Genomic DNA, 16,869 nt, shown 5'->3' on the forward strand with positions numbered 1-16,869 from the left:
CGGCAGTACTCATGTCGCGAGCAGAACAGATCATCATCGGCGATGCACCGGTCACCTGGCGGGACATCACCGCCGTGGCCCGCCACGGCGCACACCTGGCCCTGTCGGACGGTGCCTGGGCACGCATCGACAACGCCCAGGCCATCGTGCAGCGCATCGTCACCAGCGGTGAACGCGCCTATGGCGTGAACACCGGGCTTGGCGCGCTGTGCAACGTGTCGCTGGAGCGCGAGCAGTTGAGCCGCCTTTCGCGCAACACCCTGCTCAGCCATGCCTGCGGCGTAGGCCCCGTGCTGCCCGATGAACAGACTCGCGCGATCACCTGCGCCGCCATCGTCAACTACACCCAGGGCAAGTCCGGCATTCACCGCCAGGTGGTGCAGGCGCTGCTGGACCTGCTCAACCATCGCATCACGCCGCAGGTGCCGTCCCAGGGCTCGGTGGGTTACCTGACCCACATGGCCCACGTCGGCGTCGCGCTGCTGGGCGTCGGTCAGGTCAGCTACCGTGGCCAGGTGGTGTCGGCCTTGCAGGCGCTGAACGAAGAAGGCCTCTCGCCAGTTGAACTGGGTGCCAAGGACGGGCTGTGCCTGGTCAACGGCACGCCGTGCATGACCGGCCTCGGCTGCCTGGCCATCGCCGACGTGAACCGCCTGATGCAATGGGCAGACGTCATCAGTGCCATGACCTTCGAGGGTCTTCGCGGCCAGCTCGACGCATTCGACGAAACCATCATCGCCCTCAAGCCGCACCCTGGCATGCAGCAGGTGGGCAAGAACCTGCGCGGGCTTTTGGCAGGCAGCGAAGTGCTCGCCAACAGCCAGGGCATTCGCACCCAGGACGCCTTGAGCATCCGTTCGATTCCGCAGGTCCACGGCGCCACCCGCGACCAGCTTTCCCACGCCACGCGGCAGATCGAAACCGAGCTCAACTCGGCCACCGACAACCCGCTGCTGCTGGGCACGCCCGAGGCGTATCGCGTGGTGTCCCAGGCCAACCCCCACGGCCAGTCCGTGGCGATGGCCGCCGACCTGCTGGCGATTGCCATGGCCGAGCTGGGTTCGATTGCCGAGCGCCGCCTGGATCGCCTGATCAACCCTACCGTCAGTGGCCTGCCGGCGTTTCTGGTCAGCCAGCCGGGGGTCAACTCCGGGATGATGATCGTGCAGTACGTCGCCGCCTCCCTGTGCGCGGAAAATCGCCAGATGGCGCAGCCGGCGGTCATCGACAATTACGTGACCTCGGGCCTGCAGGAAGATCACCTGAGCATGGGCACCAGCGCCGCCCTCAAGCTGCACAAGGTGCTGGAGAACGTCACGCAGATCCTCGCCATCGAGTACCTGCTGGCTGCCCAGGCGTTCGAATTCTTCAAGGGCCCGCGCTTCGGCGTCGGCACCGAGGCCGCGTGGCGCCTGCTGCGCGAGCGCGTGCCGGCCTATGACGAAGACCGCTGGCTGGCCCCCGACATTGCCAGCAGCGTGACCCTGCTCAAGAACGAAGAATCGCTGGAAACCGTCTTTCAGGTCTGCCGCGATTACGCGGCAACCCATAACAGCAACAGTCGCAGTCCGAGCGCCACAAGCGCGGAACAGGCAGGAGCCGGTTCAAGGCACGCGACAGCCATCAACGAAGGAGTAGCAGCATCGTGACCGATACCCAAAAGGCGACCCCGCTGAACCTGATCCCCGGCCAGTTGACCCTGGCGCAACTGCGCGCGATCTATCAGCAACCCGTGACCCTGACGCTGGACGCCAGCGCCGACCAGCAGATCGAAAACAGCGTGGCCTGCGTCGAGCAGATCCTGGCCGAGAACCGCACCGCCTACGGCATCAACACCGGTTTCGGCCTGCTGGCATCGACCCGCATCGCCAGCGCTGATCTGGAAAACCTGCAGCGCTCGCTGGTGCTGTCCCATGCCGCCGGTGTCGGCGAGCCGATCAGCGATGCACTGGTGCGCCTGATCATGGTGCTCAAGGTCAACAGCCTGAGCCGTGGTTTCTCCGGCATTCGCCGCCAGGTCATCGACGGCCTGATCGCGCTGATCAACGCCGAGGTCTACCCGCACATTCCGCTCAAGGGTTCGGTCGGCGCGTCCGGCGACCTGGCTCCGCTGGCGCACATGTCGCTGGTGCTGCTGGGCGAAGGCAAGGCGCGGCACAAGGGCCAGTGGCTCAACGCCGTGGAAGCACTGGCTGTGGCCGGCCTCACACCGCTGACCCTGGCGGCCAAGGAAGGTCTGGCGCTGCTCAACGGCACCCAGGTGTCCACCGCCTATGCCCTGCGCGGCCTGTTCGAAGGCGAAGATCTGTTCGCCGGTGCCTTGAGCTGCGGCGCCCTGACCGTCGAGGCGGTGCTGGGCTCGCGTTCGCCATTCGATGCGCGCATCCATGCCGCTCGCGGCCAGCGCGGGCAGATCGATTCCGCTGCTGCTTATCGCGACCTGCTGGGCGACGCCAGCCAGGTGTCCGAATCCCACCGCGACTGCGACAAGGTGCAGGACCCCTACTCCCTGCGTTGCCAGCCACAAGTCATGGGCGCCTGCCTGACTCAACTGCGCCAGGCGTCCGAAGTGCTGGCCATCGAAGCCAACGCCGTGTCGGACAACCCGCTGGTGTTCGCCGCCGAAGGCGAAGTGATCTCGGGCGGCAACTTCCACGCAGAACCTGTGGCCATGGCCGCCGACAACATCGCCCTGGCCATTGCCGAGATCGGCTCGCTGAGCGAACGCCGCATCTCGCTGATGATGGACAAGCACATGTCGCAGTTGCCGCCGTTCCTGGTGGCCAACGGCGGCGTCAACTCCGGCTTCATGATCGCCCAGGTGACCGCTGCGGCGCTGGCGAGCGAGAACAAGGCCCTGTCCCATCCGCACAGCGTCGACAGCCTGCCGACCTCCGCCAACCAGGAAGACCATGTGTCCATGGCGCCGGCTGCCGGCAAGCGCCTGTGGGAAATGGCGGAAAACACCCGTGGCGTTCTGGCTGTAGAATGGCTGGCTGCGTGTCAGGGTCTGGATCTGCGCAATGGTCTGAAGACCTCGGAAAAACTGGAAATCGCTCGCATGACCTTGCGTGGCAAGGTTCCGTTCTATGAGAAAGACCGCTTCTTCGCCCCTGACATCGAGGCCGCCACCGCGCTTCTGGCATCCAGTTGCCTGAGCGAACTGGTGTCCGCTGACCTGCTGCCGAGCTTCTGATCGGGACAGGCCAGGGACGGCCTGTCATTGAAATGAAGGTGGGAGCGCTTTTGGCGTTTGGCCACCGTCCTGTAGGAGTGAGCTTGCTCGCGATGACGGTTCATCAGGCGCTAATTGCGTGTCTGACAAACCGCTATCGCGAGCAAGCTCACTCCTACAGGATTGGGTTCCCACTTTCATTTCAGCAAAAGAACTACCAGGAAAAGCGTGAGATGAAACCGCAAAACGCAACAGATCTTAAACGCGGGCTCAGCGCCCGGCACATTCGCTTCATGGCGCTGGGCTCGGCGATCGGCACAGGGCTGTTCTATGGCTCGGCATCCGCCATCAAACTGGCCGGCCCCGCCGTGCTGCTGGTCTACCTCATCGCGGGCGCCGCGGTGTACATGGTCATGCGCGCCCTGGGCGAGATGGCCGTGCGCAATCCTGTGGCAGGCTCGTTCAGCGAGTACGCCACGCAATACCTGGGCCCCATGGCAGGTTTCGTCCTGGGCTGGACCTACGCATTCGAAATGATCATCGTCTGCCTGGCCGACGTCACGGCGTTCGGGATCTACATGGGTTTCTGGTTCCCCGAAGTGCCCCGCTGGATCTGGGTGCTCGGCATCGTTTTCGTGATTGGCGCGCTCAACCTGTGCAGCGTCAAAGTGTTTGGCGAGACTGAATTCTGGCTGTCGCTGCTCAAGGTCGGCGCGATCATCGCCATGATTCTCGCAGGGTTCGGCATCCTGCTGTTCGGCATCGGCTCATCGGCCGGCGACAGCGTCAGCCACGTGAGCAACCTCTGGACCCAGGGCGGCTTCATGCCCAACGGCGTCAGTGGCCTGGTCGCGGCGCTGGCCGTGGTGATGTTTGCCTTCGGCGGCATTGAAATCATCGGCGTGGCCGCAGGCGAAGCGCGCGACCCCGAGCGCGTGATTCCCCGCGCGATCAATGCCGTGCCGCTGCGCATCCTGCTGTTTTACGTACTGACGCTGTTCGTATTGATGTCGCTCTACCCGTGGCAGGAAATCGGCAGCCAGGGCAGCCCCTTCGTGCAGATTTTCGAGAAACTGGGGATTCCGTCTGCGGCGATCATCCTCAATATCGTGGTGATCTCGGCGGCCGTTTCGGCGATCAACAGCGACATCTTCGGCGCGGGCCGCATGATGTACGGCCTGGCGCGGCAAGGCCAGGCGCCCAAGGGTTTCGCACAGCTTTCCGGCGCAGGCGTGCCGTGGATGACCGTGCTGGTGATGGGCGGCGCGCTGCTGGTCGGCGTGGTGCTGAACTACCTGATTCCGGAAAACGTGTTCCTGCTGATCGCGTCCATCGCCACCTTCGCCACCGTCTGGGTGTGGCTGATGATTCTGGTGACGCAGATCGCCATGCGCCGCTCGATGAGCAAGGACGAAGTCGCACAACTGAAATTCCCGGTCCCGTTCTGGCCCGCCGCGCCCATCGCCGCCACCGCGTTCATGGTGTTCGTGTTCGCCGTGCTGGGTTACTTCCCGGACACGCAGGCGGCCCTGGTGGTCGGCGCGGTGTGGATCGTGTTGCTGGTGGTTGCATACCGGGTGTGGGTCAAGCCTGGACAGAACCTGATCAAAAACCGGTCTACCGGATGACACAAAACCTGTAGGAGTGAGCTTGCTCGCGATTGCCATGGATCAGACATGGATAGGCTGCCTGACACACTGCCATCGCGAGCAAGCTCACTCCTACAGGCTCTCTATCGATTTCTTGTGGAGGCACTGATGAAAACGCTCTGGCACAACTGTCACGCAGCAAGCATGGCGAACGGCACTTACTCGATCATCGAGGACGCGGCCATCGTCACCGACGGCGCGCATATCGCCTGGATCGGCCCGCGTGCTGAATTGCCAGAGCAAGGCGAGTTGCAATCGGTGGACCTGGCCGGTGCCTGGGTCACCCCCGGCCTGATCGACTGCCACACCCACACCGTGTTCGGCGGCAACCGCAGCGGTGAATTCGAGCAGCGCCTGCAAGGCGTGAGCTACGCCGAAATCGCAGCCGCCGGTGGTGGTATCGCCAGCACCGTGCGCGCCACCCGCGCAGCCAGCGAAGAACAGTTGTACGCCAGCGCCGAGCGCCGTCTGCTGCACCTGATGAAAGACGGCGTGACCACGGTCGAGATCAAGTCCGGCTACGGCCTGGACCTGGCCAACGAGCGCAAGATGCTGCGCGTCGCCCGGCAACTGGGCGAGAAACTCCCGGTCACCGTGCGCAGCACCTGCCTGGCCGCCCACGCCCTGCCGCCGGAATACAAAGATCAGTCCGACGCCTACATCTCGCACATCTGCAGCGAGATGCTGCCGGCGCTGGCAGCCGAAGACCTGGTGGACGCCGTCGATGCCTTCTGCGAATACCTGGCGTTTTCCCCCGCGCAGGTCGAGCAGGTGTTCATCACCGCAGGCGAGCTGGGATTGCCGGTCAAGCTGCACGCCGAGCAACTGTCGTCGCTGCACGGTTCGAGCCTGGCGGCGCGCTATCAGGCGCTGTCGGCCGACCATCTGGAATTCATGACCGAGGAAGACGCCATCGCCATGGCCGCCTCGGGCACCGTCGCGGTGCTGCTTCCAGGGGCCTTTTACTTCCTGCGCGAAACCCAGTTGCCGCCGATGGATGCCTTGCGCAAGCACGGCGTGAAGATCGCCATCGCCACCGACCTCAACCCTGGCACCTCGCCGGGCCTGTCCCTGCGCCTGATGCTGAACATGGCCTGCACCCTGTTCCGCATGACGCCGGAAGAAGCCCTGGCCGGCGCCACGATCCATGCCGCCCAGGCGCTGGGCATGGCTGACACCCATGGCTCGCTGGAAGTGGGCAAGGTCGCCGACTTCGTGGCCTGGAACATCGAACGCCCGGCGGACCTGGCCTATTGGCTGGGCGGGGATCTGGACAAGCGCGTCGTGCGTCACGGCGTGGAAAGTCGTTTCTAATCAGGAGAACATTGTGGATAAGGTTCTGAGTTTCACTCGCGGTCGTGTACCGCTGCTCATCAGCATGCCGCATCCGGGGCTGAACCTGACGCCGGTGGTGCGCGACGGCCTGGTGGACGAGGCGGTCAGCCTGCCGGACACCGACTGGCACATCCCGCGCCTGTACGACTTCGCCCACGATCTGGGTGCCAGCGTACTGAGCGCCGAATACTCGCGCTTCGTCATCGACCTCAACCGTCCCTCCGACGACAAGCCGCTGTACGCCGGCGCGACCACCGGGCTGTTCCCTTCGACGCTGTTCGAAGGCGACTCTCTCTTCAAGCAAGGCCAAGAGCCGAGCAAGGAAGAGCGCGCGACTTATCTCGCGAAAATCTGGACGCCGTACCACGACACCCTGCGCAATGAGCTGGAGCGCCTGCGCGACGAGTTCGGCTACGCGCTGCTGTTCGACGCCCACTCGATTCGCGGGCACATCCCGCACCTGTTCGATGGCCGCCTGCCGGACTTCAACCTGGGCACTTTCAATGGCGCAAGCTGCGATGAAGCCCTGGCCAAACGCCTGGAAGCCACCTGCGCCGCCGCCAAGGACTACAGCCATGTGCTCAACGGCAGGTTCAAGGGCGGCCACATCACCCGCCACTACGGCAACCCGGCCGAACATATACATGCCGTGCAGCTGGAGCTGGCGCAGAGCAACTACATGGACGAGTTCGTGCCCTTCCACTACCGCCCGGACCTGGCCGACCCGACGCGGGTGGTGTTGAAGCAGTTGTTGCAGCAGATGATCGATTGGGGCCGCGAGACTTACGGCAAGTAAGCAAGGTTCTCGTGGGAGCGCGCTTGCCCGCGACTGCGGTGTGTCAGGTACGAATGTGTGTACTGACACACTGCGGTCGCGGGCAAGCGCGCTCCTACAGAGTTGTGGCGTCTATTTGCGAAGCAACCGCAACCCGTTGAACACCACCAGCAGACTCACGCCCATGTCGGCGAATACCGCCATCCACATGGTCGCCATCCCTGCAAAGGTCACCACCAGAAAGATCGCCTTGATCACCAGCGCCAGCGCGATGTTCTGTTTGAGCACCGCGGCGGTATCCCGAGACAGACGGATGAACGCCGGGATCTTGCGCAAGTTGTCGTCCATCAACGCCACGTCAGCTGTCTCGATGGCGGTGTCGGTTCCCGCCGCTGCCATGGCGAATCCGATCTCGGCCCGGGCCAGCGCCGGGGCGTCGTTGATGCCGTCGCCGACCATGCCCACGCGATGCTTCTGCACATACAACGCTTCGATGGCCTGCAGCTTGTCGGTGGGCAGCAGATCGCCCTTCGCCTGATCAATGCCCACCTGAGCGGCAATCGCCCTGGCCGTGTGCGGATTATCGCCGGTCAGCATCAGGGTTTTCACCCCCAGTGCATGCAATTGCGCGATGGCATCCCGGCTGGTTTCCTTGACCGTATCGGCCACGGCGAACAACGCCAGCGCGCCGCTCGTATCGAACAGCAGCACCACCGTCTTGCCTTGGGCTTCCAGCGCCTCAAGGCGCGCTTCAAGTGCCGGCGAGCACAGCCCCGACTCGTGCACCAGCCGATGGTTGCCCAGGTGATACAGGCGCCCTTCGATCTCGCCTCTTACACCCCGACCGCCCAGCGCCTCGAACGCTTCCACCGGCAAATGCCCATCCGGCCCGAACGCCTTGGCGATGGCTTGGGAAACCGGGTGATCGGAACGCCCTGCAAGGCTTGCAGAGATGGCCAAGGCCCGCTCGCCAAACGCCTCATCGAGCAGCACGTAATCGGTCTGCACCGGCTTGCCGTGGGTGATGGTGCCGGTCTTGTCCAGCGCCAGATAATCGAGCTTGTGGCCCATTTCCAGATAGACGCCGCCCTTGACCAGAATCCCCTTGCGCGCCGCCGCAGCCAGGCCGCTGACGATGCTCACCGGCGTGGAAATCACCAGCGCACAGGGGCAGGCCACCACCAGCAATACCAGCGCGCGATAGATCCAGTCGAACCACGCTGCGCCCATGAACAGCGGCGGGATGACCGCCACCGCCAGGGCCAGAACGAACACCGCCGGGGTGTAGACCTTCGAAAAGCTGTCGACGAAGCGCTGGGTCGGCGCCCGCGCGCCTTGCGCCGCTTCGACTGCATGGATGATCCGCGCCAGGGTCGAGTCATTCGCTGCTGCGGTCACCCGGTATTCCAGGGAGCCTGCCTGATTGATGGTGCCGGCGAACACCTTGTCACCGATGTTCTTCTCCACCGGCAGACTTTCGCCGGTGATGGGCGCCTGGTCGATGGTCGAATGCCCGGCCACCACTTCGCCGTCCAGCCCGATGCGTTCGCCCGGTTTGACCCGCACCACGCTGCCCAGCACGATCTGTTTGGCCTCGGCTTCGACCCACTGGCCGTCCTGCTGCACGGTGACCAGTTGCGGGGTCAGTTTCATCAAGCCGCTGATCGCGTTGCGGGCACGGTCCAGGGAGCGGGCCTCGATCAACTCGGCCACGGTAAACAGAAACATTACCATCGCCGCTTCCGGCCACTGCCCGATCAGCACGGCGCCAGTCACCGCGATGCTCATCAGCGCGTTGATGTTGAGGTTGAAGTTCTTCAGGGCGATCCAGCCCTTTTTGTAGGTGGTCAGGCCGCAGCTGACAATCGCCACCAGGGCAACCAGCGCTACCACCCAGTTGGGTGCCGCATTGGTGAAATGAATGACCTCGGCCGCCATCGCCGCAACGCCGGACAGCGCCAACGGCCACCAGGCTTTCTTTGCCGCAGGAGCAACGGTTGTCTCGCTATCGCCGCCGGCCTCGATCAGGTCGGCCTGCATGCCTAATGTACCGATGGCCTCGCGAATCGGCTCGGCAGAAGGCAGCTCGTGCCACACGCCCAGCACGCGGTTGATCAGGTTGAATTCCAGCTTCTGGATGCCCGCCATCTTGCCCAGCTTGTTCTGGATGAGCGTCTGTTCGGTGGGGCAGTCCATGGCTTCGATGCGGAACTGGCTCAGGCGCCCGTCTTCAGTGGCCGTGCCGACAGTGACACTTGCTGGCGCGCTGTCATGGGAGCAGCAGGAATGGGCGTGATGCTCGTGCTTGCCCACCGGGGTGAACTTGCCCGGCGCAGCGTCATGGGAGGCATGGCCGTGGCCGTGATGGTCATGACCTGCGTGATCGTTTGGCGAATGCTTGTGTACAGAGTCACTCATAAGTCGAGTCTCTAAGTGTGCTTGTTGCCAAGTGAACACCCTGTAGCCACTATAGGGTCAAGCCACAAAACGGGATCGGGCCTCATGAAAGCGTCTTTCAAGATTGGCGAACTGGCAAAACTCACTGACTGCGCCGTGGAAACCATCCGCTATTACGAGCGCGAGGGCCTGTTGTCCGAGCCTGCGCGCAGCGAGGGCAACTACCGGCTGTACACCCAGGAGCATGTCGAGCGGCTGACCTTCATTCGCAACTGCCGCAGCCTGGACATGACCCTCGACGAAATCCGCAGCCTGCTGACCTTGCGTGACAGCCCCCAGGATCAGTGCCAGAGCGTCAACTCGCTGATCGACGAGCACATCCAGCACGTCAGCGCCCGCATCGTCAGCCTGCAGGCCTTGCAGGCACAGCTGGTCGACCTGCGCCAGCGTTGCAGCGAAGGGGCACCGGATCATTGCGGGATTCTGGATCGGCTGGAAGTCAGCGGCAGCGTGGTTACGCCGGAAGTCGAGCATTCCCACGTAGGCCGCAGCCACGGCCATTGAGCCGTCTTACTACTTCCCTGTAGGAGTGAGCTTGCTCGCGATAGCGGTGGGTCAGCTCCAAATGTGGAGCTGACCCACCGCTATCGCGAGCAAGCTCACTCCTACAGGCCGGTGGTGCCTGGGCTGCCAACGACAAAGCCCCCACCCTGTCGTCAGAGTGGGGGCCTTTTGTTTCAGCGTGAGATCAACCGTGGTGAATACGCTCCACCGCCTCGGTCACGCCCGCGCCGTACGCCGGGTCCGCCAGGCCACAGTGCTTGATGTGCAGCGCGATCACCGGCGCCGACACGCCGCGCAGGGCGCGTGCGGTGTTGTCGAACAGCGACTGTTGCTCTTTCGGGCTCATGTTGCGGAACAGGTTACCCGCCTGGGAGAAGTAGTCATCGTCCACACGGTGGTTCCAGTGCCCCGCCGCGCCTTCGATGGACAGCGGCGGCTCGCGGAAATCAGGCTGCTCCTGGAACGCGCCCTTGGTGTTGGGCTCGTAGGAAGTCATGCCGCCACGGTTGCCGTCGATGCGCATCAGGCCATCGCGGTGGTAGCTGTTCACGTGCAGCGCGGCCTTGGGCGAGTTCACCGGGATCTGGTGGTAGTTGACGCTCAAGCGGTAGCGCTGGGCATCGCCGTAGGAGAACAGGCGGCCTTGCAGCATCTTGTCCGGCGAGAAGCTGATACCCGGCACCACGTTGGACGGCGCGAACGCTGACTGCTCGACATCGGCAAAGTGGTTGTCGGCATTGCGGTTCAGCTCGAAGTAGCCCACCTCAATCAGCGGGTAGTCCGCCTTCGGCCAGACTTTGGTCAGGTCGAACGGGTTGATGTGGTACGAGCCCGCTTCCTTCTCCGGCATGATCTGCACGAACAGCTTCCAGCGCGGGAAGTTGTTCTGCTCGATGCTGTCGTAGAGGTCGCGCATGTGGGATTCGCGATCCGCACCGGCCACCGCTTGCGCCTCGGCGTCACTCAGGTTGGCGATGCCCTGCTGGGACACGAAGTGGAACTTGACCCAGAAGCGCTCATGCTGCGCGTTGAGGAAGCTGTAAGTGTGGCTGCCGAACCCGTGCATCTCGCGGAAGCTGCGCGGAATGCCGCGTTCACTCATCACAATAGTGACCTGGTGGAACGACTCGGGCAGTTGGGTCCAGAAGTCCCAGTTGTTTTCCGCGCTGCGCATGCCGGTGCGCGGGTCGCGCTTCACGGCGTGGTTCAGGTCGGGGAATTTCAGTGGGTCACGCAGGAAGAACACCGGCGTGTTGTTGCCCACCAGGTCCCAGTTGCCTTCTTCGGTGTAGAACTTCAGGGCGAAGCCGCGAATGTCGCGCTCGGCATCGGCTGCACCGCGCTCACCGGCCACGGTGGAGAAGCGGGCGAACATTTCAGTCTGCTTGCCGACCTGGGAGAAGATCTTGGCCCGGGTAAAGCGGGTGATGTCGTGGGTCACGGTGAAGGTGCCGAACGCGCCCGAGCCCTTGGCGTGCATGCGGCGCTCCGGGATCACTTCACGGTCGAAATGCGCCAGTTTTTCCAGGAACCAGACGTCTTGCAGCAACGCCGGACCATGAGGGCCTGCGGTCTGGATGTTCTGGTTATCGGCTACCGGGGCGCCGAAAGCGGTGGTCAGTTTGTTGCTCATGATCGTTTCTCCACAGGTCGCGTGTCTTGTTCGATGTGGAGAACGATAAGCAAATGCGGGCCGGGAAGCTCATTGGGAGTCCGCACTGGGTTGATAGAGACGATTAATAGAAAATCGATTGATCGATAGCAAAGAACGACGAACGGAAAACCTGTAGGAGTGAGCTTGCTCGCGATGGCGGTTCACCAGGCGCTAATTGCGTGTCTGACAAACCGCTATCGCGAGCAAGCTGACTCCTACAGGGTATGGGCGCAATCTAGATCTGGCTGCGATGGTAACCGTGCGGCACGCCGCCTTTGGACAACACCCACTGCCACAACTGGATATCCCGGGCGCGGAAGGCGCCGGCGCAGGACAACAGGTAATAACGCCACATACGATAGAAGCGGTTGCCCAGTTGCGCCTCGAACTGCGGCCAGGCCTTCATGAAGTTGTCGTGCCAGGCCATCAGTGTCTTGTCGTAGTCCGAACCGAAGTTGTGCAAGTCTTCCACGACAAACAACCCGTCCATGGCATCGCCCATCTGGCCGATGGAGGGCAGGTCGCCGTTGGGGAATATATATTTGTCGATCCACGGGTCAGGATAAGAGTTGCGCTGGTTCTTGCCGATGGTATGCAACAGGAACAACCCGCCAGGCTTCAAACAGCGATGGGCCAGTTCCATGTATTCGCGGTGGTTCTTGCGGCCCACGTGTTCGAACATACCCACACTGGCGATGGCATCGAACTGTTCATCCAGTTCGCGGTAGTCCTGGAAACGAAACTCCAGGGGCAAGCCTTTGTAGCGTTCCTTGGCCCAGGCAATCTGCTCTTTGGAGATACTCACCCCGACGGCCTCGACACCGTAATGCTCGGCGGCGTAGCTCATGAAACTGCCCCAGCCACAGCCGATGTCCAGCACGCGCATGCCTGGTTTTAGCTGCAGTTTGCGGCAGATCAGGTCCAGCTTGGCGGCCTGGGCCTCTTCCAGCGTGGTCGCGTTTTCCCAATAGCCGCAGGTGTAGGTCATGCGCGAGTCGAGCATCTTCGAGTAGAACTCGTTGCCCAGGTCGTAGTGCACCTCGCCCACGGTCTTGGAGCGCTTGATGTTCTGCCGGTTCATGAACTTGGCCATGAGCGCGTAGAACACCAGCCGAAGTGGCTTCACGTCATCGGTCATGCCGGTTTTCAGCAGGCGATGAAAGAATTCATCCAGATGCTCGCTGTCCCACTGGCCATCCATGTAGGCCTCGCCCAACCCCAGATTCCCCTGCGCAAACGCCCTTTCAATCACCCCGGGGCCGTTGAAACGGATGTCCGAAGGGGCAGATCCGTTGATCTGGATACCGGCTTCATTGAGGATCCGTGCAGCGGTGCGATAGAGACCGGAGGTGTGGTCGGAGTAGGTGTCAGTGCTGAAGTTCGTCGTGGTCATGGATGGTTATTTCCAAACGCGTGTCAGGCTAAAGACTTATTGGTAGACCTCGACTATATGTCAAACAAACCATGAAATTAAACGCAATAGTCTCAATATATAGATTGAAAATATCTATCGCGTTCATTTTATTTACAACCGTGTAAAACACTTATTACGTAACTGCAACAATACGAACTTCAATTAACCCTACATATGAAACAGCTATTGAGGGTTTAACCGGTTCGAACATAGGGAGATAGTTGCCAACGGTATGGAGGATGTCGCACCCCCCCGTAGCAGCACGGCTTGCCGGCGGGGGCGATTGTGAGGACGCCCCCGCCGGCAAGCCGTGCTGCTACGTGTTGATAATCAGACGGCCACAGGCGCCTTGATGCTTGGGTCGGCGTCGTAGCCAACGATCTCGAAATCCTCGAAACGGTAATCGTAGATGCTGTCCGGGCGGCGGTTGATCTTCAACTGAGGCAGCGCCTTCGGCGTGCGGGTCAGTTGCGTGGCGATCTGCTCTTCGTGGTTCGAATAGGCGTGGGTGTCACCCAGGCTGACGATGATCTCGTGCGGGATCAGGTCGCACTGCTGCGCCAGCATGTGGGTCAACAGCGCCAGGGCAGCGATGTTGTACGGCAGGCCCAGGAATACATCGGAGCTGCGAATGTACAACTGCATCGACAGCTTGCCGTCAGCGACGAACGCCTGATACAGCAAATGGCAGACCGCCAGGGCCTGGCGCCCGGCCTTGACGTTTTCCTGGGGCGAGAGCTTCTCGTCCGGCAGGTACTCGGTGTTCCAGCCGTGAAACAGGATGCGGCGGCTGTTAGGGTTGTTCTTCAGGCAGTCGACCATGTAGTCGATCTGGTTGATCTTGCCGCCGTCCTTGGTTGGCCAGCCGGTCCACTGCGCGCCGTACACCGGGCCCAGGTCGCCCTCTTCGGTGGCCCACTCGTCCCAGATGGTCACGCCGTTTTCGTTGAGCCATTTGGTGTTGGTGTTGCCGCTGAGCATCCAGATCAGCTCGTTGGCGATGCTCTTGAAGTGCAGCTTCTTGGTGGTCAGCAGCGGGAAGCCATCGGCCAGGTTGTGGCGGATCTGACGGCCAAACACCGCGGTGGTGCCAGTACCGGTGCGGTCGCCCTTGCGGGTGCCGTTGGCGATGACGTCCTGTAACAGCTCAAGGTATTGCTTCATGCCCTAAGGCCCTCTGTATCGGTGAACCGGCCGGGCGCACGGGCCCGGCGATTCGAAATCAAACGGCTGCCTTGTCGGCAACAGGCGCGCGGTGATAGGCCAGCCAGATCAGCACCAGGCCGCCGATAATCATCGGCAGGCTGAGGATCTGGCCCATGGTGACCCAGCCCCAGGCCAGGTAGCCCAACTGGGCGTCCGGCACGCGAACGAACTCCACGACGAAGCGGAAAATGCCGTAGAACAGCGCGAACATGCCGGAAACGGCCATGGTCGGGCGTGGCTTGCGCGAGAAGAAGTAAAGAATGGCGAACAGTGCCACACCTTCCAGCGCGAACTGATACAGCTGCGACGGATGGCGCGGCAACTGCGCAGGATCGCTGAACGGCGGGAAGACCATCGCCCACGGCAGATCGGTCGGCTTGCCCCACAGCTCGCCATTGATGAAGTTGCCGATGCGCCCGGCACCCAGGCCGATCGGCACCATCGGCGCGATGAAGTCCATCAGTTGGAAGAACGACTTGCCATTGCGCTTGCCGAACCAGTAGGTCGCGATCATCACGCCGATGAACCCGCCGTGGAACGCCATGCCGCCCTTCCATACCTCGAAAATGAGCAGGGGGTTGGCGATGTAGTTGGGCAGGTCATAGAACAGCACGTAGCCCAGCCGCCCGCCGACGATCACGCCCATGGCGACCCAGAAGATCATGTCCGAGAGTTTTTCCTTGGTCCATGTCGGGTCGAACTTGTTCAGGCGGCGCGAGGCCAGGAACCAGGCACTGCCGATGCCGACCAGGTACATCAGGCCGTACCAGTGAATTTGCAGCGGACCGATGGCCACGGCTACCGGGTCAATCTGCGGGTAAGGCAGCATTGCGACTCCTCAGGTTGGTGTGCTCACAGAGCGACGAATCAAATCAGAAAACTGGTACCCACGACCACCAGCAACAGGGCGAACAGTCGTTTCAGCATCCTGGGTGACAGCTTGTGGGCCAGCTTCGCGCCGAAACGGGCGAAAAACATGCTGGTGACCGCAATGCCAATCAGGGCTGGCAGGTAAACAAAACCGAGACTATGCGATGGCAACAACGGATCGTGCCACCCAAGAATCATGAAACTTATCGCACTGGCCACCGCGATGGGAAAGCCACAGGCCGATGAGGTCGCCACGGCCTGCTGCATGGTCAGACTGCGCCAGGTCAGAAAAGGCACGGTCAGCGAGCCGCCGCCGATGCCGAAAATCGCCGAGGCCCAGCCAATCACCACGCCAGCGGCGGTCAGCCCGCCCTTGCCGGGCACGCCACGGCTGGCCTTGGGCTTGACGTCCAGCGCCATCTGGATGGCGACCAGAATGGCGAATACGCCGATGATCTTCTGCAGGTTCGGCCCGGCAATGTAGCTGGCGGTGAGCGAACCCAGCCCCGCGCCGATCAGGATCCCCACGGTCATCCACCCAAAGACCGCCCACTGCACCGCGCCCATGCGATGGTGGGCGCGGACCGACAGCGTCGAGGTGAAGACGATGGTCGCAAGCGAGGTGCCCACGGCCAGGTGCGTCAGGACCGAACTGTCGAAACCTTGCAGGGTGAAACTGAACACCAGCACCGGAACGATGATGATGCCGCCGCCGACGCCAAACAGTCCGGCCAGCACCCCGGCGCACGCGCCCAGGGCCAGATACAGAAGAAATTCCATGGGACTCTCCGAAAATCAGAGCGGCATGTTACCGGAGCAGGCCATCGCGCTCTAGCGGTGAGCGATGGATGCCAATCGCGGGTATGCGTAAAGTGACCGAAAAAAGGAGGCCACATGTGCCTGATCGTCTTCGCCTGGCGCCCTGCCCACCCTCAGCCATTGATTCTAGCGGCTAACCGCGACGAGTTTTACGCCCGCCCCACCTTGCCGCTGGCGCAGTGGGAACATGCCCCTGGCGTCTATGCCGGGCGGGATCTGGAAGCAGGCGGCACCTGGCTTGGGGTCAGTGCCGAGGGCCGGTTTGCGGCGCTGACCAACATCCGCGATCCGGGCAGGCCGCTGGGACGGCGCTCGCGGGGGGAGCTGGTTGCTCATTTTTTGAGCGGATCGATGTCGATTGAGGATTATCTGCGGGAGGTCGCAGGAAGAGCGGCGGAATATGGCGGCTTCAACCTGCTGGTGGGCGATCGGCAGGAGCTGCATTTTCTCAACGCCGCGCAGCCCGTGCCCCGGCGGCTGGAGGCGGGGGTGTACGGGGTTTCCAATGCCGGGCTCGATACGCCTTGGCCCAAGCTGGTCAGAGCCCGAGCGGCGCTGGCCGGGCACCTGGATACGCCGGAGCCGGAAGCGCTGTTCAGCTTCCTCGCCGACCCAGAACCCGCCAGTGAAGCCGAACTGCCGAATACCGGCGTGGGCCATGCGACGGAGAAGCTGCTGTCCAGTGTCTTCATCGCCAGCCCTAACTACGGAACACGGGCGAGCACCGTGCTGATTGTCTCGGCCGATGGCGGGCGCAGGATGGTGGAGCGCAGTTTCGGGCCGTATGGCGGGAGACTGGGCGAGGTGGATCTAGAGATTTGAGGGGCACACCACCGATGCACCCGTAGCAGCATGGCTTGCCAGCGGGAGCGATCTTGAGGACGTCCCCGCCGGCAAGCCGTGCTGCTACGAATCAGAAGCCAGACGCGAAGCCGCGAACACCCCAATCTCCCGTAGCAGTCCGGCTTGCCGGCGACGGCGTCCGTGAGATCGCTGTCGCCAGATCGGAAG

General features: G+C 62.6%; 13 protein-coding genes. 7 read left to right on the top strand and 6 right to left on the bottom strand.

Annotated features, from left to right (window positions below; genetic code table 11):
- Window positions 1-11: 11 nt before the first annotated feature.
- The 5 genes from NPS29_RS21585 to hutG all read left to right on the top strand — a co-directional run bounded on the left by NPS29_RS21585 (window position 12) and on the right by hutG (window position 6,955).
- Entirely contained in the window at window positions 12-1,649 is a 1,638-nt protein-coding gene (locus NPS29_RS21585; protein WP_274134984.1) for an HAL/PAL/TAL family ammonia-lyase, read from the top strand.
- A complete protein-coding gene (gene hutH, locus NPS29_RS21590) occupies window positions 1,646-3,196 on the top strand; it encodes a histidine ammonia-lyase (RefSeq protein ID WP_425312545.1) in 1,551 nt (516 codons plus the stop codon). The genes NPS29_RS21585 and hutH overlap by 4 nt, the downstream gene beginning before the upstream one ends.
- Before the next feature lie 212 nt (window positions 3,197-3,408).
- Window positions 3,409-4,803: an amino acid permease gene (locus NPS29_RS21595; protein WP_274134985.1), complete on the top strand. Its 1,395-nt coding sequence runs from the start codon at window positions 3,409-3,411 to the stop codon at window positions 4,801-4,803.
- Window positions 4,804-4,932: 129 nt separating this feature from the next.
- Window positions 4,933-6,138, top strand: a complete 1,206-nt coding sequence (hutI, locus tag NPS29_RS21600) for an imidazolonepropionase (RefSeq protein ID WP_274134986.1) — start codon at window positions 4,933-4,935, stop codon at window positions 6,136-6,138.
- Window positions 6,139-6,151: 13 nt separating this feature from the next.
- Entirely contained in the window at window positions 6,152-6,955 is an 804-nt protein-coding gene (gene hutG / locus NPS29_RS21605; RefSeq protein WP_274134987.1) for an N-formylglutamate deformylase, read from the top strand.
- Between the two features lie 111 nt (window positions 6,956-7,066).
- Here hutG and NPS29_RS21610 read toward each other — a convergent pair whose 3' ends face one another.
- Window positions 7,067-9,352 (bottom strand): heavy metal translocating P-type ATPase, encoded by a 2,286-nt coding sequence (locus NPS29_RS21610; RefSeq protein ID WP_274134988.1) that lies wholly within the window; start codon window positions 9,350-9,352, stop codon window positions 7,067-7,069.
- Between the two features lie 84 nt (window positions 9,353-9,436).
- Between NPS29_RS21610 and cadR the strand changes: the two genes are divergently transcribed.
- Window positions 9,437-9,895: a Cd(II)/Pb(II)-responsive transcriptional regulator gene (cadR, locus tag NPS29_RS21615; RefSeq protein WP_274134989.1), complete on the top strand. Its 459-nt coding sequence runs from the start codon at window positions 9,437-9,439 to the stop codon at window positions 9,893-9,895.
- A gap of 184 nt (window positions 9,896-10,079) precedes the next feature.
- On the opposite strand, the gene NPS29_RS21620 is transcribed toward cadR, so the two are convergent.
- The 5 genes from NPS29_RS21620 to NPS29_RS21640 form a co-directional block, all read right to left on the bottom strand.
- Window positions 10,080-11,528, bottom strand: a complete 1,449-nt coding sequence (locus tag NPS29_RS21620; RefSeq protein WP_274134990.1) for a catalase — start codon at window positions 11,526-11,528, stop codon at window positions 10,080-10,082.
- Between the two features lie 256 nt (window positions 11,529-11,784).
- Window positions 11,785-12,942, bottom strand: coding sequence for a cyclopropane fatty acyl phospholipid synthase (cfa, locus tag NPS29_RS21625; RefSeq protein ID WP_274134991.1), 1,158 nt, complete (start codon window positions 12,940-12,942; stop codon window positions 11,785-11,787).
- A 351-nt stretch (window positions 12,943-13,293) separates the two neighbouring features.
- Window positions 13,294-14,127: a thymidylate synthase gene (locus tag NPS29_RS21630; protein WP_274134993.1), complete on the bottom strand. Its 834-nt coding sequence runs from the start codon at window positions 14,125-14,127 to the stop codon at window positions 13,294-13,296.
- Between the two features lie 58 nt (window positions 14,128-14,185).
- On the bottom strand, window positions 14,186-14,998 hold the full coding sequence (gene lgt, locus NPS29_RS21635) for a prolipoprotein diacylglyceryl transferase (RefSeq protein WP_274134994.1): 813 nt from the start codon (window positions 14,996-14,998) through the stop codon (window positions 14,186-14,188).
- 38 nt (window positions 14,999-15,036) lie between these two features.
- Window positions 15,037-15,819, bottom strand: a complete 783-nt coding sequence (locus NPS29_RS21640; RefSeq protein ID WP_274134996.1) for a sulfite exporter TauE/SafE family protein — start codon at window positions 15,817-15,819, stop codon at window positions 15,037-15,039.
- 114 nt (window positions 15,820-15,933) lie between these two features.
- Between NPS29_RS21640 and NPS29_RS21645 the strand changes: the two genes are divergently transcribed.
- Complete coding sequence (locus tag NPS29_RS21645; protein WP_274134997.1) at window positions 15,934-16,680, top strand: NRDE family protein; 747 nt, start codon at window positions 15,934-15,936, stop codon at window positions 16,678-16,680.
- The last annotated feature ends 189 nt before the right edge of the window (window positions 16,681-16,869 follow it).

The organism is Pseudomonas putida (assembly GCF_028682175.1).
Classification (GTDB): domain Bacteria; phylum Pseudomonadota; class Gammaproteobacteria; order Pseudomonadales; family Pseudomonadaceae; genus Aquipseudomonas; species Aquipseudomonas putida_AD.